Origin of the sequence: Pseudoalteromonas sp. T1lg21 (assembly GCF_002964625.1) — a bacterium.
In the GTDB taxonomy this organism is placed as follows: Bacteria; Pseudomonadota; Gammaproteobacteria; order Enterobacterales; family Alteromonadaceae; genus Pseudoalteromonas; species Pseudoalteromonas gelatinilytica.
Map to the genome: position 1 here is coordinate 66568 of NZ_PQBX01000065.1, position 12641 is coordinate 79208.

Consider the following 12641-nt stretch of genomic DNA (forward strand, 5'->3'; position numbering starts at 1 on the left):
AAGGCCTTAAAAGCACTGCTTTTAAGGCCTGCAAAAATAGTCTTACACAATGCAGTTTTTAACGCTTAGTGTGGGTGATCTACCTGTTGTAATACTTCGCTAAAGCCATTAGCGATTGGGTTGATATTAACAGGGATATGTAATTTTTTAGCGATTTCACGGGCTGAAATCAAACCACAAATTTCTTGTTTAGCACTGGTCACCAGTAGGAACATCATACCTTGGTGCTCCATTGTTTGTAGCGCATCACCAATACAAGCGTAGCTGATACTTTGCAGGCTCACACCCGCTAAATTGCCTAGAGGAGTCATCACATCATGCAAGGTGATTTCGTCACGATGTAAGTTTAAACGCTGCGCAAGAATCATAATTTTTGAGCTTTGTAAGTCTGCACTAGAAGTAATACCGAGTAGTTTATCTTCGTTATCAACAACTAAAATAAAATCTGAGCAACAGCTATTCGTTTGTTTTAACGCATCAACAATGGTTGTGCCGTAATGAGCGCGTAATGGGTCTTTTTGCGTAAAGCTGTTAAGTACTTTTAAAGCTGGAGAAGTGAGATCGAGTGTTGGCTCAACTTCATTCACTGCATTAGATAATGCGCCATTAGAGATATCTTGAAGACGTAATTCTTTGAAATTATTCATTTTGGTCACCATACATTTTAATAAAACTGAAATAGAAAAATTTGAGTTAATTAAAAAACAGGTGGCCCTCGCTGGTGCGCGCTATAAACAGACGCCTTAGAACAAGCATTAACATACAAAACAACACGTGCATCTGGCAGTGGTTGGGCTACATCAGCGATGAACGCAGCAGTATGTTTGTCGAGGTCGGTGTCTACGTTGGCAGGCTCTGCACTATCACACGCAATAAAATGAGCGGTTGGCGTAACACTGTCTGAATGGCTTTCTATGTCGCTGGCATAAGATATCAAACTCACACTCATTAAAAGTGCGAATACAATGGCATTACTTATTATGCGTTGTATTGCGTTTGACATAGTTACTACCTTCTAAACCTCAAGTAATGATTTATCTTGAGTACCTTTAGTTATAGATCACATTTTTAGACTAAACAATCACTAATTAACGCTTTCTGAATTTTCTGGGAAAAATTATTTTGCATCTGGATACGTTATTTCATTGATGAACCACTCCTTTGCACCTTCAGGCGTCATCACCGAAAAGTCATCATCCACCTGTTTACCAAGTAGCGCTCGAGCCATCGGTGCATCAATAGAAATGTAGTCTTTACGTTCGTAAATTTCGTCAGGCCCGACAATACGAAAACGCTTAGTTTCACCTTGTTCATTCTCAATTTCGACCCAAGCGCCAAAGAAAACTTTACCCGCTTGCTGTGGATTGTAATCAATGATTTTAAGATCTGGCATACGTTTACGAAGATAGCGTACACGGCGGTCGATTTGTCGTAAAACACGTTTATTAAACTGATAATCGGCGTTTTCAGAACGATCGCCCAGGCTTGCCGCCCAAGTAACAATTTTGGTAATTTCTGGGCGCTTTTCATGCCATAAGTAATCATGTTCTTGTTGTAATTGTTGATACCCTTCACGGGTTATTAAATTTGTCTTTGCCATTTTACTTAGCCAAAAAAGAAAACCAGCTGCAAAGTATACCCTTTGTCGAGTGGGATTTTGAAATGTTCAGTAACAATCTAAGCGCGTAATTCGTTTTTTATTCTTAACTTTTTCATTTATATTAAGAAGTAACATATTACAAAAAGAATGAAAGTTATGGGACACGAAACAACAAAAGTATTGGTTGTTGATGATGATATGCGCTTACGCAGTTTGCTAGAGCGTTACCTTGTAGAACAAGGTTTTATTGTTCGTACAGCAGCAAATTCAGAGCAAATGGATCGCTTATTAGAGCGCGAAAACTTCCACTTGATTGTATTAGATTTAATGTTACCAGGTGAAGATGGTCTTTCAATTTGCCGTCGTTTACGTCAAAAAGAAAATGACATTCCTATTGTTATGCTCACAGCGAAAGGCGATGAAGTAGACCGCATCATTGGTTTAGAGCTCGGTGCAGATGATTACATTCCTAAACCATTCAATCCACGTGAATTACTCGCGCGTATCAAAGCAATTTTACGTCGTCGTGCTAAAGAAGTGCCGGGTGCCCCAGCTGCCGAAGAAAACGAAATTAGCTTTGGTGAGTTTACTCTTAACCTTGCGACCCGCGAAATGAGTCATGGTGACAAAACAATGTCGTTAACCAGTGGTGAGTTTGCAGTATTAAAAGCCTTGGTAACACATCCTCGTGAACCGCTTAGTCGCGACAAGCTAATGAATTTAGCACGTGGTCGTGACTACAGTGCGCTAGAGCGTAGTATTGATGTTCAGGTATCGCGCTTACGTCGTATGATTGAAGTGGATGCGGCAAATCCTCGTTATATCCAAACAGTATGGGGCTTAGGCTACGTATTTGTGCCAGATGGTGAAAAATAACAGTAATGGGCATGTTTCCACGTAGTGCGTTTGGACAAACGGTATTTTTGGTTGCGGCCCTGCTGTTAATCAATCAAATTGTCTCTTATATCACTGTCAGTTTTTATGTTGTTAAACCCACCATAGAGCAAGTTAACTTGATCCTATCGAAACAGGTGAAAACCGTGTTTATTGAATGGGAAGAGGGGGTTGAGGTTAGCAAAGAAGCCTCTGACAAGTTTTTTGAGATCACCGGCATAGAAGTGATGACGCAGCGCCAAGCCATGAGTGAGGGGCTTGCTGAAACTCGCGAGTATTCTATGCTGTCGCGCAGTATGTCGAAAGAGCTAAATGGTTCTGCTCGGGTACGCATTAGTCAGACCGATCCACTTGTTTATTGGGTTGAAGCCCCTCAAGCTCCGGGTTATTGGGTGCGCGTGCCGCTCACTGGCCTGCAAGAAAACAACCTAAAGTTTCTAACCTTCTATTTATCGAGTATTGGTTTTTTAAGTGTACTCGGTGGGTGGTTATTCGCGCGTCATCTAAATAGACCTTTGAAAGCACTGCAACAAGCGGCTGTTAAAGTCGGTGTGGGTGACTTTTCTACCAAGCTAGAAGAGCAAGGCTCTACTGAAGTGATTGAAGTAACCCGTGCGTTTAACCAAATGTCACGGGGGATTGCTGCCCTTGAGAACGACCGTCGATTATTAATGGCAGGTGTTTCTCATGACTTGCGCACGCCGCTTACACGTATTCGCTTAGCCACTGAAATGATGTCGGACGATGAAGATTACCTGCGAGAAGGGATCATTCATGACATTGAAGACATGAACGCGATTATCGACCAATTCATTGAATACTTACGTCATCACAAACGTGAAGAACTTGAGTTAGAAGATTTAAACGCGATTGTTTCAGAGGTCGTTGAGGCTGAGCAAAAGCATAATCGCACCATTACCTTCAAAGAAAACCCAAGCTTAGGTGAAGTGCCGGTGAGTATGGTAGCAATAAAGCGTGTTGTTACTAATATGATTGAAAACGCAATTCGCTATTCAGATGGTGATATCGAGGTCGAAACTCGCGTGAGCAGTAATAAAAAGTTTGCCATGGTGGTGGTTAATGATCACGGCCCGGGGATCCCTGAAAGCGAACTTGAAACCGTATTTGAACCGTTCAAACAAGGTGATGCGGCACGTGGTAGTGAAGGCAGTGGCTTAGGTCTTGCGATAATTAAACGTATTGTCGATATGCACGGCGGCCGAGTGCAGCTACTTAATCGCCCAGAAGGTGGCCTCAGTGCCCAGATTTATTTACCGTTTTAAAAGTATTTAGCTTTAAGCCTTAAGCTATAAGTTTCAAGCAGCCCGAGTAGGCTGCTTTTTTATTGCCATAAAAAAGCGCGACATCAAATGCCGCGCTCTTTTTTACGTAAAGCTTAAAACTTACAGCTTTTAGCTTAGATTGCTTTAAAACGAATCGCTGTGCCGCCGCTGGTGGCAAGCTTTAACGTTAGCTTATCATCAGCAGTCACTATGCGTTTTTCTACTTTTAAGTCGTAAGGGTTATTTACCCATTCAGCTTTGTCACCGTCGCGGTAGATTTGCGCTTCAAACTTTTTACCTTTATCTAAGAAGTCTAACTTCACTTCTAAAGTGCGGGCTTTTTCGTCTGTAACTGCGCCTAAATACCAGTCGTTACCTGAGTATTGATCACGCTTGCGTTCTTTACGTGCAAACACAACGTAATCGCCAACTTCGCCTTGTAATGCAATACTTTGTTGCCAATCAGTCGGTACATCCTGAATAAACTGGAATGCATCAGGCTTCGCTAAGTAGTTACGAGGTAAATCTGCGGCCATTTGAATTGGGCTGTACATTACAACATATAGCGCTAATTGCTTCGCTAGGGTTGTTTGCGGACGGTTGGTATCGGCACCTAAACCGTTAAAGCTCATATCAAAAATACCTGGCGTGAAGTCCATAGGGCCTGCAAGCATACGCGTGAAAGCAAGCATTGGAATGTGCTCAGGTGGGTTCGGCGGTGTACCCCATGCGTTAAACTCTTGGCCACGAGCACCTTCACGGGCAATCCAGTTCGGGTATGTACGACGTAGACCGGTGTCTTTTACTGGCTCATGCGTATTGATACTAATCTTATGTTTAGCAGCAAGTTTCACGTTGTATAGGTACTCGTTTACCATGAACTGACCATCGTGCCACTCTTTGCGTACAATGCCATTTTCATCGATGCGCTTGATGTTGCCACCGTCGGCGACATAACCTGTTTTAACTTGGCTTACATTTGATTTTTCATATAACTCAAATGCGCCTTCCATTTGGTTGCGGTAGTTTGTTACGTTGCCCGACGTTTCGTGGTGACCAATAAGTTGCACGCCTTTTTCTTTACCGTAACGTGTCAGCTCTTCGATATCAAAGTCGTCATAAGGTTGCGTAAAGCTAAAAACATCACCGTTATAGAACCAGTCACCATCCCAGCCAATATTCCAGCCTTCGACTAGCACACCATCGAAGCCATATTTAGCTGCGAAGTCCATGTAATATTTTGTGTTTGCAGTGGTTGCACCATGAATTTTACCGCTACCCCAAGTATTTTCATTGATGTGCATACCCCACCAAATACCTACGTATTTACCCGGTTTAACCCAAGATACATCGCCCAGTTTATTTGGTTCGTTTAGATTTAAGATGATATCTGAGTTGATTAAATCAACAGCTTCATCGCCAATTTGAATTGTACGCCAAGGAGTATTAAATGCGCCGTGCTTTTTAACCGCGACACCATCTGACCAAGGAGTTAAATCAGCTTGGAAAGTACCATCACGGCGTTGATTTAATACCATGCCTGCATAATCAACAAGGGCAGCTTCGTGAATACTGATATGCACACCCTCTTTATTTTTTAAAGTAAATGGTGTGTGCACAAGTGCAGCTTTATGTAGTGGCGTGGTGTTATAAACATACTCATAACGGTTCCAACCACGCGCAGGTATCCACCATGCTGTTGCATCTGATGAGTCTGTAATAGCGAATTCAGTCAGCTCTTTGGTGATTTCTACATCATCATAGCCTGCTTGCTTTGGTAATTCGTATCGAAAGCCTACACCATCATTAAAAGCGCGAAAGCGTACTGTGAACGTGCCACCTTGTGGTTGTGGCTTTTTAAAAGTAACAGCAACTTCGTTATGGTTATCAACTACCGTTTGGCGTTCACCCCAAGGTTGCTCCCAGCTACTTTTTACAGAATCAGTGGTTTGGCCGCTAATTTTGTAACCTTCGCTCATTGCTGGTTGTTGTTTAAAAACAAGGCCTAACGCTGAGTTAGCGATGACCTGTTTACCTGCAAAGCTGATTTCGTAGCTAGGTGTGTGTTGTTCATCAGAAATGGTTACTTTGATCTGCCCATCAGGTGAGCTGACGGTTGTGGTTTGTGCTAGGCAAGTACCTGAAAAGGCTGCTAACATTAAGGCAGTTAATCGCATTGTTGTTCCTTGGCGGCTTATGGTTATGGATTGTTGTCACGTATTCACATATATCCTTAAAGCATAAAGTGACTTGCCGGTTAATACGAGGGATCTGCATACGTATTCAACAAAGTGAACGTCGCGATATCAAGCCCAGCACTGAAAAAGGTTTAGCAAAATGATAAGAATAACCCTGTTGCTACTACTATTGTTTAGCCAAAGTTTATTGGCACAGCAAATACAAATAGTGGATAAGCAGAATCAGCCTGTCAAAAATGCCGTGGTTTGGATTAAAGGTTCAAAACAACTTGCTGCTCCTGATAGCCATTACACAATGAGCCAAAAAAAGCGTGCCTTTGTGCCTCATGTATTGGCAGTACCGCAAGGGGCTAATGTTGAGTTTCCTAACCTTGATTCAATCATGCACCACGTTTATTCATTTTCTAAAACAAAACAATTTGAGTTAAAGCTTTACCACGATAAACCAGAGCAACCGATTAACTTTGCACAAACGGGAGTTGTTGAGCTTGGTTGTAATATTCATGACTGGATGCTGGGTTACATTGTGGTCGTCGATGGTGGGATTTATGGGCAAACGGATGAGCAAGGCATGGTTGATCTAAACTTACCCGATGGGACGTTTACTTTGGCCGTTTGGCATGATCGCTTTAACGATATCAGCACACCGGAAACCATCGAGATGACGAGCAATGCGAAGCCGTTGAGTTATCAGTTAAAACAAGCCTTATTACCAAAACTAGAACTAAGCAGCGACGAGTTTGATGATTATGAATAAATGGCAAGCCTTAGCATTGGCGAGTGTTTTTGGGTTGCCTGCAGTGGCATTTGCTGAGCATGATGGGCTGGTAACGGTTTCGGCTGTGCGTGGTGACCAACTAACGAGCTATCAGCGCAAAGGAATTGGCTTATACCGTTATGACCAAGAGCATGATGGTGTTGTGATATCCCAAGCTATGCTGAGTAGTCGTTTTGAGTTAACGAGTGATTGGTCTGCGCACACTGTGCTTAATGCTCATCCTGATCCTGAACTAACCGTTGGCTTTAGTCAGGCCTATTTACAATATCAACCGCTCACGGCAAGTCGTTACAAATGGGCAGTGAAAGCCGGTGGCTTTTATCCGAAAATGTCACTTGAAAACCCGCAAAATGGCTGGATGTCACCTTATAACTACACTAATTCTGCAATTAATACTTGGATTGGCGAAGAGGTGCGCGCTTTTGGTTTAGAGGCAAGCATTAAGCGCCCTGGTCGACAATTTAGAAGTGATCATACCTTTGAGGGCTTTGCTTCGGTTTTTAAAGGTAACGACCCAGCCGGAACACTCCTGTCATGGCGAGGATTTGCTATGCATGACCGGCAAACCACCTTTAACGAACAAATCGATTTTGCTGTTCCACATTCTTTTGAATGGACGCAGTTAGATAAGCAAGCTGAGCATGTGGAGCCTTTCGAAGAAGTAGATGGGCGCTTTGGCTATTATTTTGGTGCACACTGGGATTATCAAAAGAAATCGCAGTTACGTGTTTATTATTATGACAACAATGGCGATCCAGGTGCGTTGAATACTCGTACTGGTCAATATGCATGGGATACACGTTTTTTAAGTGCGGCGTGGTTGTATAAATTTAACAGCCAAACGCGTGTCATAGTGCAGATACTCGATGGCAAAACTGCAATGGGCAAAAATCGTGGGGTAGACAATGATTTTTATAGTCACTTTGTTCTATTAAGCCACAAGTTAGACCAGCATCGTCTCACAATTAGGTATGATTATTTTAAGGTTAGCGATCATGATGATTGGCAATTTGATCCTAACCAAAGTCGTGGAGAAGCTTTAACCGCAAGTTGGCGTTATCAACTGTCAACCAAGTGGCAAGTAGGTGCTGAATATTCAGTGCTGAGCAGTGACGCTCAAAATAGACCCGGTATGGGATTCAATGAGCATAACTCGCAGCAGCAATTGCAATTTTCAGCGAGTTGGCACTTTTAATTTCATACACTTTTTTAGTTTTTCTACTAACATTCTAATGAACGTGCTGATTAGAATTTGAATTAGGATAATGTATGAAGTTACAAAGCATTCGCGTCAAAAGTTCTTTGCCTATTGTGCTGCTCGGCATTGCTATCGTCATTTTAATTGCAGGCTATACCTATCTAATTAACCTTCAAAAAGAAGCGATTGATGCACAATCAGAGCGTTTCTTAAATGCGGTCTCTGTGGTTGTTAATGCTGACCGAGACCTATACCAAGCTAAAGTCGCAGAGCTACAACTGGTTACCCAAATGAAAGGCGATAAAGGCCAGCTTACTGATCACCAAGACAATGCCGATCAAGTGAAAGACCGTTTTAAGCAATACTTATCTTATATGTCGCCATACTCTGAGATTGTGGGTCAGTTTCGTAACTTTGATGGCGCGTTTGATACTTGGTATACAGCGTCAACAGCTTACATCAATAACCCCGCAAATGCTGCGCAACAACAAGCGTCTGAGCAAAGCTTTTCGGCGCTTCGTGATATTTTAGACAAAGCCGGTGAAGTCGCCGAAAAGACCTCTCAAGCAGAAACTGAAAAGCTAATGGATAAAGTGATGGGCTTTAAAGTGATGCTAATGGTGATGATTGCTGTGGTTCTGGCAGTGGCTGGTTGGTTTAGTTATTTTGTGCCGCGTCAGCTTACAAAACAAATTAACTTTGTCACAGAACGAATTAACGAAATAGCCTCTGGAGATGGCGATTTAACAGGTCGTATCAATGTTAAAACGCAAGATGAATTTGCTGAGTTAGCAACCGCATTTAATCGCTTCTTAGATAATTTGCAGCAGTTAATCAAAGATATCTTAGAGCAAGCGAAAGAGCTGCATAATCTAGGTAATGATTTAGATAACTTTGCAAATCAAAACCACCAAGTAAACCAAAAGCTCAGCCAAGCGTCTGAGTCGATAGTTAGCGCTGTACACGAAATGAGTGTAGCAAGTCGCGAAGTGGCCAATGTGGCGCAAAACTCATCCCACGAAGCTGATAATTCACAGCAGCTTGCTAAACAAGGTTTAGCTGCGGTTGATAACTCAAGCCGTAAAATTATTGCTTTGTCAGACAACATGGAGCATGCCAGTCAGCGTTCAACTGAGTTGCAACAAAGCTCAGACAATATTGCCAAAGTGCTTGAAGTTATTCGTGCTATTGCCGAGCAAACTAACTTACTTGCACTCAATGCGGCAATTGAAGCGGCTCGTGCCGGAGAACAAGGGCGTGGTTTTGCGGTCGTTGCGGACGAAGTACGAACACTTGCAACTCGTACGCAAGAGAGCACCAATGATATTCAAACTATGGTTGAGCAGTTTGCAAGCAGTGTTGAGCAGTCACTGCAAGCTATTAATAGTGGTAAGCGTTACGCCGATGAAGCGGTTGAGTCATTCACACAAACCAATGATGTGCTTAATTCAATGCAAGAGTCATCAATTAAAGTCAATGATATGGCGATGCAGACCGCGCAGGCAACAGAAGAGCAAACCGCTGTAGCAGATGAAATTAGCCAAAACTTATCAGACTTAAACGATCAAACCCAGCAAGGGGGCGGCTTAGCAAGTTCAACACAAGAAGTGGCTAATCGTATGAACCAACTCACGAATGAGCTAAATCATTTAGTGAATCGATTTAAAGTGTAATTAAAGCTAATAAAAAAGGGCTCAATGAGCCCTTTTTTGTATCTAGCTAAAACGCTTACTTTTTCTCAAAAGCACGTTGCATATAATTTGGTGTTGCTAATGCACCGTGGTGAATACCTGCATTGTAGTATTCTGTGCTTTGCGCGAGTGTATTTGCATCATCTTCACGAAAACCAGCAAACGCTTCAGATTTACGAGCAAGCGTGACTGACCATAAGCCACTTGGGTAAATTGGTTGCGGGAAAGGCAACGTTTGTAGGTCAACAAAACCCACTTCTGTCATTGCATCACGCATTTCTACTAATAGTGGCATATGCATAAGTGGAGATTCACTTTGCTGAATTAAGATGCCACCAGGGCGAAGTGCAGTTAAACAGCTAGTATAGAAAGCGTGGTTGAATAAACCTTCGCCCGGACCAACTGGATCTGTACCATCGACAATGACCACATCGATTGATTCAGGAGCCGCTTCACGCATGTATTTAATACCGTCGTCAAACATCACTGTAGCGCGAGGATCTTGGTTTGATTCACATAGCTCAGGGAAGTATTTAAGTGACATTTGCGTCACAACTTCGTCGATATCGATTTGCGTTACGCTTTCAACACCTGGATGTTTTAATACTTCGCGTAAAGTACCACAGTCACCACCACCAATAATCACAACGTTTTTCGGATTTGGGTGTGCAAGCAATGCCGGGTGGCTGATCATCTCGTGATAAAAAAAGTTTTCACGGCTACTTACCATAGTACAACCGTCAATAATCATTAGATTACCGAAGTCAGTTGTCTCGTACATTTCTACTTTTTGAAATGGCGATTGCTGTTCATCAAGCTTTTTAGTAATGCGTAGTGAAAAGGCGCTACCATCACGGTCACTAATTTCAGTGAACCAGTTGTTTTGATCTAAATTAGCCATCTTGCTTATACACTTTTGGTTAATGGTAAAAAAGGGGTGCAATTCTGCCAGTGCTTGGCCAATTGCTCAATCAAATTTTAATCAGTATAGCGAATATTTTTTATCACTTTGGCATATAGCGCAATTTTTGTTAGCGTGGTCAGCCCTAGCGTATTAAAATGTGCGTTTATATTTAACGAAATTACAGAAGACATTGCCATGACTTGGGGTTTAGACAAAGCACGCGAAACATACAATGTTGCTCATTGGAGCGACGGTTATTTTGACATTAACGCACAAGGTGAGTTGGTAGCTTATCCAGATGGCGATCAAACTAAAGCTGCGGTGTCTTTATCTGAACTTACTGAGCAATTTAAAAAGCAAGGTCTTACCTTACCTGTTTTGGTGCGTTTTACTGATATCTTACAAAATCGTGTCGAGACGCTGACTAGTGCATTTACTAAGGCGCGCAATGCCCGTGAATATCAAGGTAGTTATACCTGTGTATACCCAATCAAAGTTAACCAGCAACGTTCTGTAGTAAGTAAATTACTTGCTCACCCAAGTGGTTTAGTGGGCCTTGAAGCCGGCTCAAAACCTGAGCTTATGGCGATTTTAGGTGTTGCTAAAGAGCCAATTACCATTGTTTGTAATGGCTACAAAGACAGTGAATTTTTACGCTTGGCCTGTATCGGTCAAGGCATGGGTCACAAGGTTCACATTGTTGTAGAAAAACTCTCTGAACTAACTACTTTGTTAGCTGAAATTGATGACTTAGGCATTGAGCCGTCAATTGGTATTCGTATTCGCTTAAACTCGGTTGGTAAGGGCAAATGGCAGAATACCGGTGGCGAAAAAGGCAAGTTTGGTTTAACTGCAGGCCAAGTGCTTTCTGCTGTTGAGCTACTTAAGTCACGTAATAAGCTCCATTTAATGCAATTAGTGCATTTCCATATTGGCTCTCAAATAGCCAATATCCGTGATATTCACCGTGCACTGCGTGAATGTGCTCGTCACTTTGCTGAGCTAACGCAGTTAGGTGTACCACTTAATACAGTGGATGTAGGTGGCGGTTTAGGTGTTGATTACGAAGGGTCTGGTTCGCGCAGTTCGTGTTCAATGAACTACAGTGTTGAAGAGTATGCCCGTAATGTAGTGAATGCGTTTGCTGAAGTGTGTCAGCAACATGACCTTAAACACCCTGCGATTATTACTGAGTCAGGTCGTGCGTTAACAGCACACCACGCAGTATTAATTACAGATGTGATTGATGTTGAGCGTGCGCCTAATCATGCAAATCCAACGGCGCCTGAGGCTGACAGCGTATTGGTGCTAGATGAAATGTGGCAGTGTTTACAGCGTTTAACACCGCGTATGGCGCTGGAAATTTATCATGATGCTATGCATTTATTCAGTGAAGCCCATGACCAATATGTGCATGGTCTACTCACTATGCTTGAATGGGCGAAGCTCGAGCAGCTGTATTTCACCATTTTACACCGTGTTCGTGCATCTCTTAGCGAAAATGCCCGTGCCCACCGTGAAGTGCTAGACGATTTAAATGAAAAACTAGCCGACAAGTTGTTTGTTAATTTCTCTTTATTCCAATCATTGCCTGATGTCTGGGGTATTCAGCAGTTATTCCCAGTGATGCCAGTAGAAAATCTTCATCAGCCATTAACGCAGCGTGCCATTATTCAAGACATTACTTGCGACTCTGATGGGCAAATTCGTAACTATGTTGAAGGTACAGGTATTGAGAGCAGTTTACCTATTCCTGAGTACAAACAAGGTCAGCAATATCACATTGCGATGTTCTTAGTGGGTGCGTATCAAGAAATTTTAGGTGATTTACATAACCTGTTCGGTGACACTGATTCAGTACATGTTGAACTCACTGACGCAGGTTACCAGCTGACTAACGCCATTAAAGGTGACAGCGTTAAGGACGTATTAAAGTTTGTTGATTATGATAGCGACATTCTTGCTGAAAACTTTGCAAAACGGGTTAACTCACTGGCAATTGATGAGCAATCTAAGGCACAATATTTGTCAGAACTAAATGCAGGCCTTGCTGGCTACACGTATTTTGAAGATTAAGCATTAAAGGAATAAGTAG

Annotated in this window: 11 protein-coding genes; 6 read left to right on the forward strand and 5 right to left on the reverse strand. The window is 42.4% G+C overall.

The window, feature by feature from the left end:
• Nucleotides 1–65 precede the first annotated feature (65 nt).
• The 3 genes from C2M25_RS19770 to greB all read right to left on the reverse strand — a co-directional run bounded on the left by C2M25_RS19770 (nt 66) and on the right by greB (nt 1600).
• Nucleotides 66–647, reverse strand: coding sequence for a CBS domain-containing protein (locus C2M25_RS19770; RefSeq protein ID WP_063702413.1), 582 nt, complete (start codon nt 645–647; stop codon nt 66–68).
• 50 nt (nt 648–697) lie between these two features.
• On the reverse strand, nt 698–1003 hold the full coding sequence (locus C2M25_RS19775; protein WP_063702411.1) for a hypothetical protein: 306 nt from the start codon (nt 1001–1003) through the stop codon (nt 698–700).
• A 114-nt stretch (nt 1004–1117) separates the two neighbouring features.
• On the reverse strand, nt 1118–1600 hold the full coding sequence (greB, locus tag C2M25_RS19780) for a transcription elongation factor GreB (RefSeq protein ID WP_063702409.1): 483 nt from the start codon (nt 1598–1600) through the stop codon (nt 1118–1120).
• Nucleotides 1601–1756: 156 nt separating this feature from the next.
• Between greB and ompR the strand changes: the two genes are divergently transcribed.
• Together ompR and envZ are read left to right on the forward strand one after the other, a co-directional pair.
• Nucleotides 1757–2476, forward strand: coding sequence for an osmolarity response regulator transcription factor OmpR (gene ompR / locus C2M25_RS19785; RefSeq protein ID WP_063702407.1), 720 nt, complete (start codon nt 1757–1759; stop codon nt 2474–2476).
• Nucleotides 2477–2481: 5 nt separating this feature from the next.
• On the forward strand, nt 2482–3777 hold the full coding sequence (envZ, locus tag C2M25_RS19790) for a two-component system sensor histidine kinase EnvZ (protein WP_063702405.1): 1296 nt from the start codon (nt 2482–2484) through the stop codon (nt 3775–3777).
• 134 nt (nt 3778–3911) lie between these two features.
• Here the strand turns inward: envZ and C2M25_RS19795 are convergent, their stop codons facing one another.
• On the reverse strand, nt 3912–5954 hold the full coding sequence (locus tag C2M25_RS19795; protein WP_063702403.1) for a glycoside hydrolase family 97 protein: 2043 nt from the start codon (nt 5952–5954) through the stop codon (nt 3912–3914).
• 160 nt (nt 5955–6114) lie between these two features.
• Between C2M25_RS19795 and C2M25_RS19800 the strand changes: the two genes are divergently transcribed.
• From C2M25_RS19800 to C2M25_RS19810, 3 genes are all read left to right on the forward strand, one after another.
• On the forward strand, nt 6115–6732 hold the full coding sequence (locus C2M25_RS19800) for a methylamine utilization protein (protein ID WP_063702401.1): 618 nt from the start codon (nt 6115–6117) through the stop codon (nt 6730–6732).
• Nucleotides 6719–7948, forward strand: coding sequence for a hypothetical protein (locus C2M25_RS19805; RefSeq protein ID WP_063702400.1), 1230 nt, complete (start codon nt 6719–6721; stop codon nt 7946–7948). Before C2M25_RS19800 ends, C2M25_RS19805 begins: the two co-directional genes overlap by 14 nt.
• 74 nt (nt 7949–8022) lie before the next feature.
• Complete coding sequence (locus tag C2M25_RS19810; protein WP_063702398.1) at nt 8023–9624, forward strand: methyl-accepting chemotaxis protein; 1602 nt, start codon at nt 8023–8025, stop codon at nt 9622–9624.
• A 55-nt stretch (nt 9625–9679) separates the two neighbouring features.
• Here the strand turns inward: C2M25_RS19810 and speE are convergent, their stop codons facing one another.
• Entirely contained in the window at nt 9680–10543 is an 864-nt protein-coding gene (gene speE, locus C2M25_RS19815) for a polyamine aminopropyltransferase (RefSeq protein WP_105181962.1), read from the reverse strand.
• Between the two features lie 198 nt (nt 10544–10741).
• Here speE and speA point away from each other — a divergent pair, with 198 nt between their 5' ends.
• Nucleotides 10742–12622: a biosynthetic arginine decarboxylase gene (speA, locus tag C2M25_RS19820; protein WP_063702542.1), complete on the forward strand. Its 1881-nt coding sequence runs from the start codon at nt 10742–10744 to the stop codon at nt 12620–12622.
• Nucleotides 12623–12641 lie beyond the last annotated feature (19 nt).